Genomic DNA, 18,280 nt, shown 5'->3' with positions numbered 1-18,280 from the left:
ACTCCGATTCTTAGAGCGCTTCCGCGCCCGAGATGATTTCGATAAGCTCGTTGGTGATGACGGCCTGACGCGAACGGTTAAATTCGATGGTCAGCTTGTCGATCATTTCGCCTGCGTTGCGTGTCGCGTTGTCCATAGCGGACATGCGCGAGCCTTGCTCGGAGGCGGCATTTTCCAGAAGAGCCGAGAAGATCTGTGTGGCCACGCCGCGCGGCAGAAGGTCGGACAGAATGCCTTCCTCAGAGGGTTCGTAGTCGTAGACAGTTGTGCCTGCGTCTGCGTCCTCAGCCGTTTCGTATGCGGCAGGGATGATCTGCTGAGCGGTCGGGATCTGAGACACAACGTTGACGAACTTCGCGAAGAAGATCGTTGCAACGTCGAACTCTTCGGCATCGAACCGCGCCAGAACGTCTTTGGCGACATCCTGTGCATTCGCATAGCTCAGGTTTTTGACTTCAGAGAAGTCAACATGAGCCACCATTTTGTCCCCGTGCTCGCGCTTGAGCTGCTCACGGCCTTTTTTACCAACAGTCAAAATCTTGACCGTTTTGCCGCTTGCCTGAAGCTCGGCGATACGTGTGCGGGCGAGTTTCACAATGTTGGAGTTAAACCCACCGCACAGACCGCGTTCGGCTGTCATCACGACGAGCAGATGCACGTCGTCCTTGCCCGTCCCGGCGAGAAGCCGGGGCGCGCTGTCGGAGCCACCGACCGAGGCGGAAAGCGCACCCAGAACCGCGTTGAAGCGTTCCGTGTAGGGGCGCGATGCCTCAGCCGCATCTTGGGCGCGGCGCAATTTTGCAGCCGCGACCATCTGCATGGCCTTCGTGATCTTGCGCGTGGATTTCACGCTCGCAATCCGATTTTTAAGATCCTTGAGGTTAGGCATTGAAGCTTTCCCCTAATCTTACGCGAAAGTCTTGGCGAATTCGTCTAGAACCGCTTTGAGCTTGTCTGCTGCATCACCTTTGATCTTGGGATCGTCGTTGGTGATCCAAGCAAGAACATCAGCGTGCTGATTGCGCAGGAACTCAAGCAATTGAGCCTCAAAACGACCAACGTCTTTCACATCGACTTTGTCGAGGTAGCCGTTTGTACCAGCGAAGATAACGCAGACGATTTCAGCGTTGGACAGTGGCGAATACTGCGGCTGTTTCATCAGCTCGGTCAAACGGGCACCACGGTTGAGCAATGCCTGTGTCGACGCGTCAAGGTCGGAGCCGAACTGCGCAAACGCAGCCATCTCACGGTACTGAGCGAGCGACAGTTTCACCGGACCAGCAACCGAAGACATGGCCTTCGTTTGCGCCGAGGACCCAACGCGGGACACGGACAGACCCGTGTTCACAGCAGGACGGATGCCTTGGTAGAACAGTTCGGTTTCCAAGAAGATCTGACCGTCGGTGATCGAAATCACGTTGGTTGGAATAAACGCGGATACGTCACCACCCTGGGTTTCGATGATCGGCAGAGCCGTCAAGGAACCGGAGCCGTTGTCTTCGTTCAGCTTCGCAGAACGCTCGAGCAGACGGGAGTGGAGGTAGAACACGTCACCTGGGTAAGCTTCACGTCCTGGTGGGCGGCGAAGAAGCAAGGACATCTGGCGATAGGACACAGCCTGTTTGGACAGGTCATCATAGATGATCAAAGCGTGCTTGCCGTTATCGCGGTAGTATTCTGCCATTGCAGTTGCGGCGTATGGTGCCATGAACTGCAAAGGAGCAGGGTCGGATGCCGTAGCAGCCACAACCGTTGTGTATTCAATCGCGCCAGAGTCTTCGAGCTTTTTCACAAGCTGGGCAACAGTGGAGCGTTTCTGACCGATCGCAACGTAGATGCAGTAGAGCTTCTTGGACTCATCGTCACCAGCAGCGTCGTTGTAAGACTTCTGGTTGAGGATGGCGTCGAGTGCCACAGCCGTTTTACCCGTCTGACGGTCACCAATGATCAGCTCACGCTGGCCACGTCCGATTGGGATCATAGCGTCCACAGACTTAAGGCCCGTTGCCATTGGTTCGTGCACGGATTTACGTGGGATAATGCCTGGCGCTTTCACGTCTGCAATACGGCGCTCGGAGGCTTTGATCTCGCCTTTGCCGTCGATCGGGTTACCCAGACCGTCAACAACGCGACCCAAAAGCGCGTCACCCGCAGGAACGTCCACGATGGAGTTCGTACGCTTGACAGTATCGCCTTCTTTAATGTCGCGGTCGGACCCGAAGATCACGATCCCGACGTTGTCGCTTTCGAGGTTAAGCGCCATTCCGCGGATACCACCGGGGAATTCGACCATCTCACCGGCCTGCACGTTGTCGAGACCATAAACGCGTGCGATACCGTCACCGACGGAAAGAACGCGGCCAACCTCAGCAACTTCGGCATCTTTGCCAAAGTTCTTAATTTGGTCCTTCAGGATCGCAGAAATCTCTGCAGCTTGGATACCCATTTATCCGACCTCTTTCATTGCATTCTGGAGGGAGGCGAGCTTGGCAGCAATCGACGTATCGATCATCTTCGAGCCCACTTTGACGACAAGACCACCGATGAGGGATTCATCAACAGTCGCATTAATGTTCACATCTTTTCCGAATTGAGCCGACAGCGCTTTCGTCAGTTTATCTGACTGCGCTTTGGTCAACGCTTTTGCGGAAACGACGTCCGCCGAAACCTCGCCGCGCTCGGCGGCGAGCATCTCTTTGAGTGCTTCTACCAGTTGCGGCAGAACAAAGAGACGACGGTTTTGCGCCATCATGGCCAACGTATTGGACACGATTTTCGACAATTTTGCTTTTTTGGAGATTGCCGTGATCGCGTTTTCCAAATCTGTACGAGACAGAACTGGAGACGAAATGAGATCACGGAAATCAGCGCTGTCTTCGAGAGCCGAAGACAGGGACGACACGTCGCCCTCAAGCGCCTTGATTGCTTTGCCATCTTTGGCCAATTCGAAAACGGCCGTTGCGTAGCGTGCGGCAATGCCGCGGGAGATCGAAGCTGGTTCGGACACGTCCACCCTTCCGATGTCTTTGGCCGTTTCCCGACGCAGTATATCGCATTAGGAGCAGGCAGCTTGAACAACCCATGCAGAACGCATGGGAGGTAAAATCGGCGTGGGTGTAACAGAGCCTTACCCGCCTCGCAACCTTGTTGCGCGGGTTTAGCGCCAACACAGATCATGTGGCTATTGATACATTTCAATGACTTAGCCAATTTGGGGCCCAAAAATTCTAAAAAATATGTAATTTTGCGCATGTCAAAACGGCGGAATCAGGCGAGTCACCCGTTTGGGTGAGCTTGGAGAGGCCACGATGCCGCGTAACACAGGAGCGCGCGCCTTCCGATCCCGACAACAATACTCACCCTGTTTTGGGATGTGCGCCGCCACAAAAACAGATTGCGTCAATTACCCCAAACCTGTTGAGCCACCCTCAACCTAAACCGGCTTCGCCACACGATGTTTAAACCGGCTTCGCCTCGGGCAATCCGCCGATCCCCCCAAGCACGCGACTTGGCCGCTTGGTTGTGACGGGCGATCCTGTGCCTGTCTGCGCATAGACCTGTTTGGAGACCTCAAGGATGATCACCCCGCCCGCGAGCGCGGTGGAGACTTTGCGGCCGAACTTTTCCCATACAGGCCCCGAACGCAGCCAGAAGCGACGATGCGAGGGCGGCTGAAACAGCGCGGCGCGGTGGCGTTCGGAGACAAAACCCGCCTGCTTGAGTTGGGTTTCCAACTGGCCGAGCGAATAGGGCCGCCCGTAGCCGAACGGCGTGGCATCCGAGCGCGACCAAAGCCCGCCACGGTTGGGCACGATAAACAACGCCCGCCCACCTGGCCCGAGCACCCGCCAACATTCCTTCAACAGCGCGGATTGGTGGTCCGAGGTCTCGAGCCCGTGCATGACGATGAGCTTATCCACGAATCCCGTTTGCATCGGCCACATGGTTTCGCGGCACAGGGTCGACACGTTGGGCAAGCCCGCAGGCCAATGCATCACGCCCTGCTGATCGGGCATCAAGGCCACAACGCGCCGCGCATCCGCAAGGTAGGGACGCAGCAGCGGCACCGAAAACCCGAAGCCCGCAATGGTTTGACGCGAGGCATCAGGCCACAATTCGCCCACGCAATCACGGATCGCCCGTTGCGCAGCCCGCCCCAAGCCTGTGCGGTAATAAAAATTTCTTAGCTCTACGACGTCGAGATGCATTGCAATACGGTGGCCTAGGGACAAGTGTTAAGAATAAGAATGACCCAAAGTCGGAGAAAACACCATGCTAGAGATCGTCACCGTTGCAGCCCTATCGGACAACTACGATTATTTGGTGCATGATCCCGACACAGGGCGCACCGCTGTCGTCGATGCGGCTGAGGCGGAACCGATCCTTGATGCGCTTGATTACCACGGATGGACCCTCACCGATATCTGGCTCACCCACCACCATTGGGACCACATTGACGGGGTCGCCGACCTTGTGAAGGAGACAGGCGCAAAGGTTCTTGGCGCGAAGGCCGACCAACATCGCCTGCCCAACCTCGACACGGTTGTCGAAGCGGGTGGCAGCTTCGCCTTTGGCGCCCACACCGTCGAGGTCATGCCCGCCGACGGCCACACGATCGGTCACGTCGCCTTTTACATTCCCGACGCCCATGCGCTGTTTTCGGCGGATAGCCTCATGGCCTTGGGCTGTGGTCGCCTGTTCGAGGGCACGCCCGCGCAAATGTGGGAGACTTTGCAGCGGTTCAAAGCGCTCCCCCCCGAGACGATGGTTTACTCGGGCCACGAATACACCGCCTCCAACGCCAAATTCGCGCTCACCATCGAGACGGGCAACACCGCGCTGCACGACCGCGCCCGCGCCGTCGAGGCCGCCTTGGTCGAGGGAAAGTTCACCGTCCCTGCCCCGCTTGCACTAGAGCTTGCAACCAATCCGTTTTTACGTGCTAATGAGGACAGCGTAAAAGCCGCTATAGGGATGAGCGGAGCCGATGATGTCGCGGTTTTCACCGAAATCCGCGCCCGAAAAGACGCATTCTGACGCCGCGCGCCCCAAAGCCCCCGCGACCGTTGCGTTAACGGGGCAAGGCCCAATTGGGCAAGACAGCACAACCAGCGGCCCCAAATGCAACAAAACCGCACAAAAGCGGGCCGTTCACGAAAATTTATCGCGGTTTCGCGAATTTCCTCTTGAAGTATACGCGTTTCAATCAAACTTTAAGAGTATCAGGACACAGTTGTTGCAGGCCCCGTTGGGCCTCCCAACAGCCCCAGACGAAGGAGCACTGTCGACGTGCCGTCATTTTCAAACACCCTTGAGCAAGCGATCCATGCCGCCTTGGCGTTGGCAAATGCCCGTCAACACGAATTGGCTACGCTAGAACACCTCCTCCTTGCCCTCATCGACGAGCCCGACGCGGCCCGTGTGATGCAGGCGTGCAATGTGGAACTCGAGGAATTGCGAAAGACCCTTCTGGAATACATCGAGGATGACCTGTCGACACTCGTCACCGATGTCGAAGGGTCCGAAGCCGTTCCGACAGCCTCGTTCCAACGCGTCATCCAACGCGCCGCCATTCACGTCCAGTCCTCTGGCCGCACCGAAGTGACGGGCGCGAACGTGCTTGTGGCAATCTTTGCCGAGCGCGAAAGCAATGCCGCCTACTTCCTGCAAGAGCAGGACATGACCCGCTATGACGCCGTGAACTACATCGCGCATGGTGTGGCCAAAGACCCCGCCTTTGGCGAAAGCCGTCCCATCATGGGCGCGGATGACGACACCGATGGCGCTCAACAACAATCGACCGTCGACGGTGGCGAGGCCAAGGAATCCGCCCTCGCCAAATACTGTGTCGATCTGAACAAAAAAGCTGCCGAGGGCGATGTTGATCCCCTCATCGGCCGCAACGACGAGGTCGAGCGCTGCATCCAAGTGCTGTGCCGCCGTCGCAAGAACAACCCGCTTCTCGTGGGCGATCCCGGTGTCGGCAAAACCGCCATCGCCGAAGGTCTTGCCAAAAAAATCATCGAAGGGGCCACGCCCGACATCCTGTCGAAAACCACGATCTATTCGCTCGACATGGGCGCATTGCTCGCAGGCACCCGCTATCGCGGCGACTTTGAGGAACGCCTCAAGGCCGTGATGAAGGAGCTTGAGGATCACGACGACGCGATCCTGTTCATCGACGAAATCCACACCGTGATCGGTGCAGGCGCCACCTCTGGCGGCGCGATGGATGCCTCCAACCTGCTCAAACCTGCGCTTCAGGGCGGCAAGCTGCGTTGCATGGGCTCGACCACCTACAAAGAGTTCCGTCAGCACTTTGAAAAAGACCGCGCTCTGTCGCGTCGCTTCCAAAAGATCGACGTCAACGAACCTTCCGTAGATGACTCCGTGAAAATCCTCATGGGCCTCAAGCCCTATTTCGAGGAACACCACGATATCCGCTACACCAACGACGCGATCAAAACCGCCGTCGAACTGGCTGCGCGCTATATCCACGACCGCAAACTGCCCGACAAAGCCATCGACGTGATCGACGAGGCAGGGGCGGCACAACACCTCGTGGCCGAAAGCCGCCGCCGCAAGACCATCTCCCCCAAGGAGATCGAATCCGTCGTCGCCAAAATCGCCCGCATCCCGCCGAAAAACGTCTCCAAGGACGATGCGGAAGTACTCAAGGATCTCGAAGCCTCGCTCAAACGCGTGGTCTTTGGCCAAGACAAGGCCATCATCGCCCTGTCCTCGGCCATCAAACTGTCGCGGGCGGGTCTGCGTGAGCCTGAAAAGCCCGTGGGCAACTACCTGTTTTCCGGCCCCACGGGGGTCGGCAAAACCGAAGTGGCCAAACAGCTTGCCGATACGCTTGGTGTCGAACTGCTGCGTTTCGATATGTCCGAATACATGGAGAAACACGCCGTGTCGCGCCTCATCGGTGCCCCTCCCGGCTATGTCGGCTTTGACCAAGGCGGGCTGTTGACCGATAGCGTCGATCAGCATCCGCATAGCGTGCTGTTGCTCGACGAGATCGAGAAGGCTCACCCTGACGTGTTCAACATCCTGTTGCAGGTGATGGACAACGGCAAACTGACCGACCACAACGGCCGCACAGTGGACTTCCGCAATGTGATCCTGATCATGACCTCCAACGCGGGTGCCGCCGAACAGGCCAAAGAGGCCATCGGTTTTGGTCGCGACCGTCGCGAGGGCGAAGATTCCGCCGCGATCGAGCGCACCTTTACGCCCGAGTTCCGCAACCGTCTGGACGCAGTGGTCTCCTTTGCTCCGCTGCCCAAAGAGGTCATCATGCAGGTGGTCGAGAAGTTCGTGCTGCAACTCGAAGCGCAGCTCATGGACCGCAATGTCCATATCGAACTCACACCCAAAGCCGCCGCATGGCTCGCCGACAAGGGCTACGACGACAAGATGGGCGCACGTCCCCTTGGCCGCGTGATCCAGGAATACATCAAAAAGCCACTGGCCGAGGAATTGCTCTTTGGCAAACTCGCCAAGGGCGGTGTGGTCAAAGTCGGCGTCAAGGATGGCAACATTGATCTGCGGATCGAAAAACCCGACGCCCCCCGCATCGGGCGTTCGAAAAAGCCACCTCTTCTAACGGCGGATTGATCGCAAGCGACATGATCCGTTCCGCTCTCATTGGCACATTAATCTGCTCCCTCGCTGGCCCCGCGCTCGCGAGGGAGCCGCTTTTAAACCCGCCGATTGACTGCACCTTGGGCGAAAGCTGCTACATCCAGAATTTTGTCGATACCGACCCGAGCCACGGCGCGGCCGATTTCACCTGCGGCTCTCTCACCTATGACGGCCACAAGGGCACCGATTTCGCCCTGCCCACCTTGGCCGCGATGCAGGCAGGCGTCGATGTGCGCCCTGCCGCGCCCGGCACCGTGTTGGCCATCCGCGACGGGATGGAGGACCATCTCCAATTCGGCCCCGACGCCCCCGATGTGACGGGACGCGAATGTGGCAACGGTCTTGTCATTGATCACGGCGACGGATGGACCACGCAATATTGCCACATGGCCAAAGGCTCGATCAGCGTGATCAAAGGACAACGCGTCACCAAAGGCACCACACTCGGGCAGGTCGGTCTGTCAGGTCAAACCCAATTCCCCCACGTCCACCTCACCGTGCGCCACAAGGGCCAAGTCGTCGATCCCTTCAACCCGAGCGGTCTCATCGCCTGTGGCGTGGACGCGCCACGCGGTGACACGCTGTGGCAAAACCCCATCGCCTATCAGGCGGGCGGGGTGATCTCGGTGGGTGTGTGGGACGCGGTGCCTGACTATGACGCGATCAAAGCCGGCACGGTCAACGCCGATGTGCTGCCCGCCACATCGCCCGCCCTCGTTGTGTTCGGCTATGCCTTTGGCGCGCGGGCGGGCGACACCATGCGCCTGACACTCACAGGGCCCACGGGCGAGGTTGTCTCGCAAGACATGGCGCTCAACAAAACGCAGGCCCTGCTGTTTCGCGCATCAGGCAAGCGCGGCACGTCTTGGCCCACAGGCACTTACAAAGCTGAGGCCACCTTGCTACGCGACGGCACCCCCATCGACAGCATGACGCGCGACATCGAGATCGTGAACTAATCTCGCCGCCCCAAAAGGGACGCGGATTATTTCTCTGTGAGTTTCAATTCGATACGGCGGTTCTGCGCGAGGGCTTCGGGCGAATCTCCCGTGGCCACGGGTTGGAACTCCCCGAACCCTGCCGCGACCAAACGGCTCGCTGGGAACCCCAAGGTTTCGCTCATATAGCGCACCACCGACAGGGCACGTGCCTGCGACAATTCCCAGTTATCGGCGTAGCGTCCCGCCCCCGACAGCGGGGTGTTGTCGGTATGTCCATCCACGCGGATCACCCAATCAATCTCTGGCGGAATGTCCTGCGCCACATCGTTGAGAATGCCCGCAACCCGCGCGATCTGCGCCCGCCCGTTCTCGCCCAAATCCGCCGAGGCAGGTTCAAACAACACTTCGGAGGAGAACACGAAACGGTCGCCCACAATGCGCACCCCGTCGCGATCCCCGAGGATTTCCCGCAAGCGGCCAAAGAATTCCGAACGGTAGTTTTCGAGCTTCTTCGCTTCTTCCTCCAGACGAATGCGCTCCGCCTCTTCCAACTCCGCGCGGCGTTTTTCCTCGGCTGCGACTTGGGCCAAGGCCGCGTTGAGCCGCGAGGTCAGCGCATCAATCTGCACGTTGTCTTTCGCGTCTGCCTCTTCCCGCGCATCCAAAATCGCCTGCAACGAGGCCAACTGTCCGCGCAACTCCGTGACCTGCGCGTTCAGCAGCGCAACCTTGCGCGCGCCCTCTGCCGATTGCACCTGCTCGCTTTCCAGTGCCGCCTGCGCCGTGGCCAAAAGTGCGGCCTGCTTTTGCGCATCGGTCAACTGCGTGTCCAACTCCGCCTTCAGATTGTCCCGCGCTGCCTCTGCGGCGGCCAAGAGTGTCAGGGTCTCTTCGGCGTCCTTGCGAACCTCCTCAAGCGCGAGGGTCATCGCGGTCAATTCATCACTGGACGATTTGAGCTTGTCGCGCAGCGCTTCCAAAGCGGCGGCATCCGCCAAACGGGCTTCCTCGGCGGCAGACAATTCTTCGAGCTTGGCCGACAGGGTCGCCTCGCGGGCATCCGCCTCAGCCTGCATATCCGCCAACATCGCCTCGACGGCCTCACGCCGCGCCGCCGCCAGTCGCGCCTCTTCGCTTGCCGCGTCGATCTCGTCACGCGCTGCGGCCAAGGCCAGTTGCATCGCGTCTTTTTCGGAGATCACCTTGGCATTGGCGGCTTCCAGTTCGGCCACGGTCGCCTTGAGCGCCTCGCCCTCTTCCCGCGCGGCATCACGGTCGGCCAACAGGCTTGCGACCTGCGCTTCGAACGAGGCAATCCGCGCCGCTTGGGCTTCGGCTTGCGCATCAAGCTCGGCATTTTGAGATTGCAGCGAGGCGATCAGCGCGGTTTGCGCCTGCGCGATAGACCGCGCCTCGCTCAATGTCGCCCGCATCGTTCCCAGTTGGTCCTCAAGCCCCGCCGTGCGTTGCTGCTCCAAACCCAAGGCTTGCGACAGCGCACTGACCTCGGCGGTGAGCGCATCCAGTTCGGTTTCCTGTCCCGTGATGGTGTCGCGCAGCATGGATTGCATGATCATGAAGATGCTCAAAACGAACATCAGCACGAGCAAAAGCGCCGTCATCGCATCCACGAACCCGGGCCAGATCGAGCCGGACATACGTTGCGAGGAACGGCGCAAGACGGCCACCGATCAGACCTTTGGCCCGATGATCTCGCGCAGGGTGCGCGAGATACCCGCGATTTCGCGGCGCACCTCGTTGAGGCTTTCCTGACGCCCTGCCGAGATCTCTTCGAGAATACGCAAAAGCTGCACATCAATGGAGCGCAGCCGCATCCGGCTTTCCGCGTCGGAATTGAGGGCATCCCCCGTCTCCGCTTCGCGTTGTTCCAGAGTAGCGATGAGGCGTTCGTTGCCCGCGATCACACGCTCCTGCCCCGCGATCACACGCTCCAAGGCATCCGCATCTTGGCGCGGCGCGTTGTTGCTTTGCTCGGCGTCCAGACGTGCCACAAGCCCCTCAACCGCCGTGGCCAGTGTTCCAAGGCGCTCATCCACCACCGCCCGCGACATATCGGACTGCATATAGATGTTTTGCAGCGTCTCCATTTGTTGGCTCATATGGTCCAGAACCGCCACGGCACCCGACATCTCACCACCCTCACCCTCAGCCGCGGAAAAGCCGATGCGGGTGAACGACGACAGCCATTCTTCGAGTTCACGGAAGAAGCGGTTTTGACCATGCGAGGCAAACAGTTCCAACATGCCAACGACCAATGAGCCCGCGAGGCCCAAAAGCGACGAAGCAAAGGCCGTGCCCATGCCGCCAAGCTGTTGTTCCAAGCCGCCCATGAGGCGTCCGAAAATGTCCGTAGCACTTTCCCCGTCATGCGGCGCGAGAGAACGGATGGTGTCGACAACGGCGGGCACCGTCGTGGCAAGCCCGTAGAACGTCCCCAAAAGACCAAGGAAGATCAACAGGTTGGTGATATATCGCGTGATGTCGCGCGCCTCGTCGATCCGCGTCGCCACGGAGTCCAAAATGGACCGCGCCGAGCTTGACGAGATCTGACGACGGGCCTCGCGGTCACGCATCAAGGCGGCGAGAGGAGCCAAAAGGCGCGGCGCCTGTTTGCTCCCGTCATCGGGACGCACCCCTGCAAACCGCTCGATCCAGTTGACCGAGGCGACCAGTTGGATCACCTGCCAGAAACAGGCGAGAATGCCGATGAAAAACACCACGGCGATAAAGCCGTTGAGATAGGGGCTGGCGAGAAATACGGGGGCCACACGGGGCAGCGCAACGTAGAACCCCGACCCTGCAAGCCCCAACACAATCACCATCATGGTGAATTGTCTCACGGGTTGCGAGAAATGCAGCTGTGCCTCACGATCGGGTTGGTCCATTCGGCCCTGTCCTGACCTGTCGTTTCTATTCACGGGTAGGATAGGCAAGGATTGGTATCCTGCCAATACGCGATTTCGTGTTTGGAGCAGAGAGTTTACACCTGCGTCTTATTGAGCAAGGCGCAGGCGGACCAGATCGGCCAATTGGTCGAGATCACGGTCCTCCATGCCCAATTCGGCCAGATGCAGCGCGGTGTTGAACAGGTAGTCACAATTCGGCCCGCGCCCGCCACAGGCTACGGCAATGACCTCAGCCTGACGCTCAAGCGACAAGGGGCCAGTGTATTGCACGTGATCGCGATCCACGACATAGGCGAGGCTGTCCACGCGCCGCCCGTCATCGAGGTCCAAGGGCACCGTCATCTCCTGATAGGCAGAGGTCACCAATTCGCGTTCGCGCAAACGCGCAAGGGTCTCGTCGGCCTCGGCCTCATCCACGTGATAGGCCAATCCACGGCATGACGCGCCCGCCTCCGCATCAAGTGCCAGAACCAATCCAGGCACTTCGGGGGAGCCACGGTGATGCAGCGACCACATGCAAAACGACCGCGCAAATCCCGTCAGTGTCGCGGGGAGACGCGCATCATAAGTGAATTCGGGATTCCACATGAGCGAACCATAGCCGAAAACCCAAAATCCCTTGTCGTGACTGCTCATCGTGCCCACTTTCTTCTTGCTATGCGGCCCGTTAAACACCACGACACGTCAAATGTAAAAGAGCGGAGATCAAAATTCCCATGCGCAAAATCCTTTGGCTGATCCTCATCGCTGCCCTTGTGTATAGCGGCTACTGGCTCGTCGGCGCAAAGAGCACCGAACGCGCGATTGCGGGATGGATTGCGGCGCGTGAGAGCGAGGGGTGGCAGGCCGAGTATGACGATCTCAGCACGGGCGGTTTCCCTCTGCGGTTTGACACCACAATCACCGCGCTATCCTTGGCCGACCCCGAAACGGGTGTGGCCTACAACGCCCCGCGCCTCGAGTTCAAAAGCGCGAGCTATGCGCCAACAGCACTCAGCGCGGTCTTTGCCTCTGGCGCGACCTTTGCCACGCCGTTGCAGCGCATCGACGTCTCCCACGACCGCGCCGATGCCGACCTCTTTGTCGACGCAGGCCCGAACCTGACCTTGGATGTCGCGGCCTTTTCGCTTGAAAACGTCACCCTCACCTCCACCCTTGGATGGGGCGTCACACTGGCCAATGGCTCCTTCAACACCAAGCGCAGCGCCGACAATCCGCTCACTCATGACATCCGCTTCAGCGCCCGTGACTTCATCCCCAACGACGGGTTGATGAGCGCCTTGAATAAGGATGGCATCCTGTCGGATCGCTTCGAGACCCTCGACATTGCCGTGACCGCAACCTTTGACGCGCCGTGGGACATTCACGCCCTCGAAGGACAGCGCCCCCAACCCACGCGGATCGACATAGAGACCTTCGCGGCACAGTGGGGGACGCTGGATTTACAGATCGCAGGCGGCTTTGACGTCGATGACCGCGGCACGCCAACGGGCAAGATCGCGCTCAAGGCCCGCAACTGGCGCGAGATCATCGAGATTGCCACCGCCACCGGATTGATCCCCGCCGATATGAAATCGCTCGCCCTGCGTGCGGGTCAGGTCTTGGCGGGATTGAAAGGCAATGCGGACACCATCGACGCGGAAGTGTCGCTCTCGGACGGGATGATCCTTTTGGGCTTCATCCCCATCGGCCCCGCCCCGAACTTCTCCATCCGCTAGGCTCTAACGGCAATAGCTGCCCGAGCGATAGCGGGCGGTGTCAAAATGGAAATGGTCGCGGTGGAACCGATTTGCATTGGGGCCAAGCACCGTGCCAAACGGACCACAAGCCGCCTTGTGCATCTTGGTGAGCGCCTTGCCCTTTTGCCCCTTACCCCAGTCGTTCAGAACGGACACACGGTCGCCGTTCTTCAACAGCACCCCGCCAATATCCACCGCACGGCCACGGCCATGTTCGGACACCTTTGCCCCGGGTTGGTTGTTGCGCGTGCGACAAGCGTAGCTGGCCATGACGTAAAGCCCTGACGCCCCGCCGCCCATCCGTCCGATGGCAGGTTTCGCCCCCTTTTCCACCCACGAATGCAGCGCCTTTGCCGTGGTGCAATCAATGGTCGCGGGCGTTGTCAGCCTCAGCCCTGCGACCTCCGTCACCCGAACAGGCGCATCCAGACCACAGCCTTTAACGCGGGCGGGAATGGCGCTTGCGGCCTGCCCGCGAATGCCTGCAACACCGCAGACCGATCCCTTTTTGCCATAGCTGACCTTACGGGCCACCGTCGCGGCCTGCGCCTTTTCGGCCAAGCCCTTGGGACGTTTTTTGGGAAGCGGCGATTGCGTCACAGGCGGGGTCGAGGGCACCCAGTCGGCCTCGGGCGGCTGCGGGATTTCGCGACCGATGTCGCCCTCAGGGCGCAAAACGGGAATGGGGGAGCGCGACAGCTCCGCAAAAACAGGCAGCGCGATCACACAGAGCGTCGCCGCAAGGAGGCGGTCCCTGCCCCGCATCACTCCGCCTTTTTGACGCGCCCGAAATCAGGCGCATCGGTGTCTTGGCCCGCTTCGATAATGCCGCGCCGAATGCCGCGTGTGCGGGTGAAATAGTCGTGCAAATGCGCGCCGTCGCCCTGACGGATCGCCCGTTGCAGCGCAAAAAGTTCCTCGGTGAACCGCCCCAGAACCTCCAATGTCGCCTCTTTGTTTTCCAAAAACACATCGCGCCACATGGTCGGATCGGAGGCCGCAATACGGGTGAAATCGCGAAAGCCCGCGGCGGAAAACTTGATCACTTCCTGATCGGTCACGCGGCTCATGTCATCGGCCACCCCCACCATCGTATAGGCGATCAGGTGCGGCGTGTGGGATACGACCGCGCAAACGAGATCATGGTGCTCGGCATCCATGCGCTCGGTGTTGGAGCCAAGGATTTTCCAGAACCGTTCCAGCTTGGCCACCTCGGCCTCATCGGCATCGGCAGGCGGCACGACAAGGCACCACCGTCCGTCAAACAATTCGGCAAAGCCCGAGCGCGGCCCCGAATGTTCGGTCCCCGCCATCGGGTGTGTGCCGATGAACGACACGTCTTTGGGCAGAAGCGGCAACACCGCCTCGAACACCGATTTCTTGACCGACCCCACATCCGTGACCAAAGCGCCCGCCTTCAACGCAGGGGCGATTTCGGCCATCACCGCGCCCATCGCGCCCACGGGCACGGCCAGAACGATCAGATCGGCGTCTTTGACCGCCTCGGCGGCACTGTCACACACGTGATCCACGAGATTGATTTCGCGGGCCGTGTCGCGTGTGGCCTGTGAGCGGGCATAGCCCGTGATTTCCCCGACAACACCCGCACGGCGCATCGCCAGTGACATGGACCCCGCGATCAGGCCCAGCCCGATAAGGGCCACTTTGTTGTAGAGGATCTCGCTCATCTGTTCGTCTCTAGAAATTGCCCGATGGTATGCGCCACGCGGCGGCACGACGACTCGTCGCCCACGGTGATCCGCAAACAATTCGGCAAGCCGTATCCTGCGACACGGCGCACGATCAGACCATTGGATTTGAGAAACTCGTCACAGGCCTCGGCTTCGGCTTGAGTGGGGAAGCGCGCAAGGATGAAGTTGGCACAGGAGGTGTCGGAGGGCACCCCGTGTTCCATCAGTGCCTCGGCCAGCCACGCCCGCAACCGCGCATTGTCGGAGCGGCATTTATCGACCCATGCGGTATCGCGCACCGCAGCTTCGGCAGCGGCCAATTGCGGCTCGGACAGGTTGAAGGGGCCGCGCACACGGTTCAGCACGTCGATGATCTCTTTGGGACCATAGCCCCATCCGACCCGCACACCGCCAAGACCGTAGATTTTGGAGAATGTGCGCGTCATCACGATGTTGTCGTGCGACTCGACAAGCGCCGCACCACCGTCAAAGCCCTCGACATATTCCGCATAAGCGCCGTCCAGCACCAACAGGGTTTGCGGGGGCAACCCCTCGGCCAGACGCGCCACTTCGGAGGTGCCGATCATGGTGCCTGTCGGGTTGGCGGGGTTGGCGATAAACACCAGTTTGGTTTTCTTGGTACAGGCCGCGAGGATCGCATCCACGTCAACGACCCGCTCGCGCTCGGGCACGCTCACAGGCGTGGCACCTGCGGCGAGGGCCGAAATCTTGTACATGGAAAATCCATGCTCGGTGTAAAGAACCTCATCGCCCACACCCGCATAGCATTGGCACAGGAAGGTGATGATCTCATCAGAGCCGACACCGCAAATGATCCGTTCGGGATCGAGGTTGTGAATCTCCCCGATAGCGCCGCGCAGGGCCGCGTGATCGGTGTTCGGATAGCGATGCATGTTATGCGCCGCGCGTGAAAACGCCTCTTTCGCAGATTCAGGTGCGCCAAAGGGGTTTTCGTTGGACGACAGTTTAACGCTGTTTTCAACGCCTGCGACTTTGCTCGCGCCCCCTTGATAAGGGGCGATATCGAGAATTCCGGCTTGAGGTTTGATCTTGGCAGACATGGGAGCTCTCATCTTGGGTCGGCAAACTCATAGCGGGGCAATCGCGACAAGGCCAGATGGCACAGCGTTCCGTCAGAAAATGTTGCCCTCACGCCTCTGCCCGATTTACGCACGGGGCATCGCGCGCAGGCACGCCACAACGCACAGGCCCGATGCGAATGGCACAACGAAAAAGGCCGCCCCCGATGGAGCGGCCTTCGATCTTGGATGGGATCGGCTCAGATTAGTTCTGAGCGTAGAATTCGATCACGAGGTTTGGTTCCATCTGAACCGCATATGGCACATCGGACAGACCAGGCTTGCGCACGAATGTCGCGGTCAGCTTGGAGTGGTCAACGTCGATGTAGTCAGGCACGTCACGCTCAGCGAGTTGTGTCGCTTCCAGAACAACAGCGAGTTGCTTGGAGCGGTCACGCACTTCGATAACGTCACCCTCTTTAACACGGTAGGAAGGGATGTTGACGCGCTGGCCGTTCACGGTGACGTGGCCGTGGTTCACGAACTGACGGGCCGCAAAAACGGTGGCCACGAATTTCGCGCGGTACACAACAGCGTCGAGACGGGATTCGAGCAGGCCGATGAGGTTTTCACCAGTATCGCCTTTGATACGCTCGGCGTCGGCAAAGATGCGACGGAATTGTTTCTCGGTCAAATCGCCGTAGTAACCTTTCAGCTTCTGCTTGGCGCGCAACTGAAGACCGAAGTCGGACAGTTTGCCCTTGCGACGCTGACCGTGCTGGCCGGGGCCATATTCACGACGGTTGACTGGGGATTTTGGACGACCCCAGATGTTTTCACCCATGCGGCGGTCGATTTTGTACTTGGCAGACGTGCGTTTGGTCACGATCTGGATCCTTTCAATATATATGAAAGGTGCTGTCCTTTCCCGCGGGAGCATCCCCTTGGGCGACAGGCATCCTCTTGCGAGGGCCACCAACACCAATAAATAGACCGGCACGCATCTCTGCACACCGGATGGCGGGCTTATACAAGGCGCGCGCACAGAGTCAAGCGCACAGCGCGCGAAATTCCCTCACCCCGACGCACGCGCGTGGATCAGGCCGCCGCGTGCAGCAAAATCGCCGCCTCCGCCGAGGACAACGTGCGCCGCGCCGCAGGTCCATAGGCATCGCTATAACTCGCCAGATCGGGAAAGGTCTCGATCAAACGGTGCTTTTGCTCCACCGCCAGATCATCCAGATCGGTAAAGGCAGGATGGAAACTTTCGGTCTCCAAGCCATTGGCGAACACCACTTGGTGCCGCTCGAACATTAGATGGATATAGTTGAGTTCCTTGAGCGAGCGATCCACGATGATGGTGCGATCATTGACCAGATCCTTGGCCGCGATCAAAACCTCATCGGTCCCGAACAAATCCTGCGCCGCAGCGCCCGCGAACAGGAACCGATGCTGCGGCGACACGATCAAATCGCCATCAGGCCCGCCACTGCCAAAGGCCGAGGCCCGTAAGCGCACAGGCCGCAGCTCAGGCATGGCATACAGACGCGCCCCCGTGATCCGACGCCCGCCGATCCACGCAAGCCGCTGTGGCCCGTCATCCTTGGTCTGCACCACATCGCCCTCGCGCAACTCTTCGACAAGCCGCGCCCCGTCAGGGGTCATGATCTGCGTGCCGGGGGTAAAACAAATCACCCCGCCCGTTTTGACCTCATGCGCCTCGGGCGCGGTGGCCACATGGGACGCGATCACCCACAGATCCACATCCGCAGGCGGCATCGCCCCCAGACACATCACAAGCGGCACACCCAGAACGGGCGTGTCGATCACGGTCATTTCGTATTTTTTGACGCCATCGGTCACATCGAACCCGCCGTCAAACAGCCGGTCCCTGACCCCTTGGAACTGGCCGTCTGCCTCTTGAGCCACATGGCCGATCAAGCGGCGCACTTTACGCGCCGCGCGTTGATGGAGTTCGGTTTGTCCAATCGCCTGATCCAGCAAAAGCACCTCGCGCGGACCATCCACGCACACTGCTTCCCCCGACCAGCGCCACGTCGCACCGATCGTTAACGCCGAGAGCGGCGCAGTCTCAAGGCCATCGACCTCAATCTGCGACCATGCGATGACAAACGTGCTGAGAAAGCCCGTTTCCATGCCTGTATTACTGCCTTTTCGTTTTTTTATTACAGCTAAGGTAGCACAGCGATGACGGCCTGTGAATCCCCTTTGATCACAACGGGTTTAGCCCAAGCCGAGCGCCGCAAATGGCACGGACGCAAAGGGCAGTCA

General features: G+C 59.6%; 16 protein-coding genes. 4 read left to right on the top strand and 12 right to left on the bottom strand.

Annotated elements, in window-relative coordinates:
* Window positions 1-10: 10 nt before the first annotated feature.
* The 4 genes from ACN0TS_RS11245 to ACN0TS_RS11230 form a co-directional block, all read right to left on the bottom strand.
* Complete coding sequence (locus tag ACN0TS_RS11245) at window positions 11-889, bottom strand: F0F1 ATP synthase subunit gamma (RefSeq protein ID WP_417259453.1); 879 nt, start codon at window positions 887-889, stop codon at window positions 11-13.
* A gap of 18 nt (window positions 890-907) precedes the next feature.
* Window positions 908-2,446, bottom strand: coding sequence for a F0F1 ATP synthase subunit alpha (atpA, locus tag ACN0TS_RS11240; RefSeq protein ID WP_417259452.1), 1,539 nt, complete (start codon window positions 2,444-2,446; stop codon window positions 908-910).
* Window positions 2,447-3,013, bottom strand: a complete 567-nt coding sequence (locus ACN0TS_RS11235; protein ID WP_417259451.1) for a F0F1 ATP synthase subunit delta — start codon at window positions 3,011-3,013, stop codon at window positions 2,447-2,449. It abuts the gene before it with no gap.
* Window positions 3,014-3,458: 445 nt separating this feature from the next.
* Complete coding sequence (locus tag ACN0TS_RS11230; protein ID WP_417259450.1) at window positions 3,459-4,208, bottom strand: methyltransferase domain-containing protein; 750 nt, start codon at window positions 4,206-4,208, stop codon at window positions 3,459-3,461.
* A 64-nt stretch (window positions 4,209-4,272) separates the two neighbouring features.
* Between ACN0TS_RS11230 and gloB the strand changes: the two genes are divergently transcribed.
* From gloB to ACN0TS_RS11215, 3 genes are all read left to right on the top strand, one after another.
* Window positions 4,273-5,037, top strand: coding sequence for a hydroxyacylglutathione hydrolase (gene gloB / locus ACN0TS_RS11225; RefSeq protein ID WP_417259449.1), 765 nt, complete (start codon window positions 4,273-4,275; stop codon window positions 5,035-5,037).
* Between the two features lie 252 nt (window positions 5,038-5,289).
* Window positions 5,290-7,623, top strand: a complete 2,334-nt coding sequence (clpA, locus tag ACN0TS_RS11220) for an ATP-dependent Clp protease ATP-binding subunit ClpA (protein ID WP_417259448.1) — start codon at window positions 5,290-5,292, stop codon at window positions 7,621-7,623.
* Between the two features lie 11 nt (window positions 7,624-7,634).
* On the top strand, window positions 7,635-8,609 hold the full coding sequence (locus ACN0TS_RS11215; protein WP_417259447.1) for a peptidoglycan DD-metalloendopeptidase family protein: 975 nt from the start codon (window positions 7,635-7,637) through the stop codon (window positions 8,607-8,609).
* Between the two features lie 26 nt (window positions 8,610-8,635).
* On the opposite strand, the gene ACN0TS_RS11210 is transcribed toward ACN0TS_RS11215, so the two are convergent.
* From ACN0TS_RS11210 to ACN0TS_RS11200, 3 genes are all read right to left on the bottom strand, one after another.
* Complete coding sequence (locus tag ACN0TS_RS11210; RefSeq protein WP_417259446.1) at window positions 8,636-10,279, bottom strand: peptidoglycan -binding protein; 1,644 nt, start codon at window positions 10,277-10,279, stop codon at window positions 8,636-8,638.
* Between the two features lie 3 nt (window positions 10,280-10,282).
* The gene (locus tag ACN0TS_RS11205; RefSeq protein WP_417259445.1) at window positions 10,283-11,497 is read right to left on the bottom strand and encodes a biopolymer transporter ExbB; all 1,215 of its coding nucleotides are present in this window, start codon (window positions 11,495-11,497) and stop codon (window positions 10,283-10,285) included.
* A gap of 108 nt (window positions 11,498-11,605) precedes the next feature.
* Window positions 11,606-12,154, bottom strand: coding sequence for a gamma-glutamylcyclotransferase (locus ACN0TS_RS11200; RefSeq protein ID WP_417259444.1), 549 nt, complete (start codon window positions 12,152-12,154; stop codon window positions 11,606-11,608).
* A gap of 80 nt (window positions 12,155-12,234) precedes the next feature.
* On the opposite strand from ACN0TS_RS11200, the gene ACN0TS_RS11195 reads away from it, so the two are divergent.
* Window positions 12,235-13,236 (top strand): DUF2125 domain-containing protein, encoded by a 1,002-nt coding sequence (locus tag ACN0TS_RS11195; protein ID WP_417259443.1) that lies wholly within the window; start codon window positions 12,235-12,237, stop codon window positions 13,234-13,236.
* A 3-nt stretch (window positions 13,237-13,239) separates the two neighbouring features.
* Here ACN0TS_RS11195 and ACN0TS_RS11190 read toward each other — a convergent pair whose 3' ends face one another.
* The 5 genes from ACN0TS_RS11190 to ACN0TS_RS11170 all read right to left on the bottom strand — a co-directional run bounded on the left by ACN0TS_RS11190 (window position 13,240) and on the right by ACN0TS_RS11170 (window position 18,145).
* On the bottom strand, window positions 13,240-14,022 hold the full coding sequence (locus tag ACN0TS_RS11190; RefSeq protein ID WP_417259442.1) for an extensin family protein: 783 nt from the start codon (window positions 14,020-14,022) through the stop codon (window positions 13,240-13,242).
* Complete coding sequence (locus tag ACN0TS_RS11185) at window positions 14,022-14,945, bottom strand: prephenate/arogenate dehydrogenase family protein (protein WP_417259441.1); 924 nt, start codon at window positions 14,943-14,945, stop codon at window positions 14,022-14,024. Before ACN0TS_RS11185 ends, ACN0TS_RS11190 begins: the two co-directional genes overlap by 1 nt.
* Window positions 14,942-16,030, bottom strand: a complete 1,089-nt coding sequence (gene hisC / locus ACN0TS_RS11180; RefSeq protein ID WP_417259440.1) for a histidinol-phosphate transaminase — start codon at window positions 16,028-16,030, stop codon at window positions 14,942-14,944. The genes ACN0TS_RS11185 and hisC overlap by 4 nt, the downstream gene beginning before the upstream one ends.
* A 223-nt stretch (window positions 16,031-16,253) precedes the next feature.
* Window positions 16,254-16,874 carry a 30S ribosomal protein S4 gene (rpsD, locus tag ACN0TS_RS11175; protein WP_417259439.1) on the bottom strand — a complete coding sequence of 207 codons (621 nt, stop codon included), beginning with the start codon at window positions 16,872-16,874 and terminating at the stop codon, window positions 16,254-16,256.
* Window positions 16,875-17,086: 212 nt separating this feature from the next.
* Complete coding sequence (locus tag ACN0TS_RS11170; RefSeq protein ID WP_417259438.1) at window positions 17,087-18,145, bottom strand: Hint domain-containing protein; 1,059 nt, start codon at window positions 18,143-18,145, stop codon at window positions 17,087-17,089.
* Between the last annotated feature and the right edge of the window lie 135 nt (window positions 18,146-18,280).

The sequence above is a fragment of the Celeribacter sp. genome (assembly GCF_048266405.1).
Lineage (GTDB): Bacteria > Pseudomonadota > Alphaproteobacteria > Rhodobacterales > Rhodobacteraceae > Celeribacter.
The sequence above is the reverse complement of the archived record's forward strand: the minus strand, read 5'-3'. Positions and strand labels throughout refer to the sequence as shown.

Coding starts and splice junctions, on each gene's coding strand:
- ACN0TS_RS11230 (WP_417259450.1), bottom strand. CDS start 4,208: ATGCATCTCGACGTCGTAGAGCTAAGAAATTTTTATTACCGCACAGGC.
- ACN0TS_RS11170 (WP_417259438.1), bottom strand. CDS start 18,145: ATGGAAACGGGCTTTCTCAGCACGTTTGTCATCGCATGGTCGCAGATT.
- ACN0TS_RS11200 (WP_417259444.1), bottom strand. CDS start 12,154: ATGAGCAGTCACGACAAGGGATTTTGGGTTTTCGGCTATGGTTCGCTC.
- atpA (WP_417259452.1), bottom strand. CDS start 2,446: ATGGGTATCCAAGCTGCAGAGATTTCTGCGATCCTGAAGGACCAAATT.
- ACN0TS_RS11190 (WP_417259442.1), bottom strand. CDS start 14,022: ATGCGGGGCAGGGACCGCCTCCTTGCGGCGACGCTCTGTGTGATCGCG.
- ACN0TS_RS11185 (WP_417259441.1), bottom strand. CDS start 14,945: ATGAGCGAGATCCTCTACAACAAAGTGGCCCTTATCGGGCTGGGCCTG.
- ACN0TS_RS11215 (WP_417259447.1), top strand. CDS start 7,635: ATGATCCGTTCCGCTCTCATTGGCACATTAATCTGCTCCCTCGCTGGC.
- hisC (WP_417259440.1), bottom strand. CDS start 16,030: ATGTCTGCCAAGATCAAACCTCAAGCCGGAATTCTCGATATCGCCCCT.
- ACN0TS_RS11245 (WP_417259453.1), bottom strand. CDS start 889: ATGCCTAACCTCAAGGATCTTAAAAATCGGATTGCGAGCGTGAAATCC.
- gloB (WP_417259449.1), top strand. CDS start 4,273: ATGCTAGAGATCGTCACCGTTGCAGCCCTATCGGACAACTACGATTAT.
- ACN0TS_RS11195 (WP_417259443.1), top strand. CDS start 12,235: ATGCGCAAAATCCTTTGGCTGATCCTCATCGCTGCCCTTGTGTATAGC.
- ACN0TS_RS11205 (WP_417259445.1), bottom strand. CDS start 11,497: ATGGACCAACCCGATCGTGAGGCACAGCTGCATTTCTCGCAACCCGTG.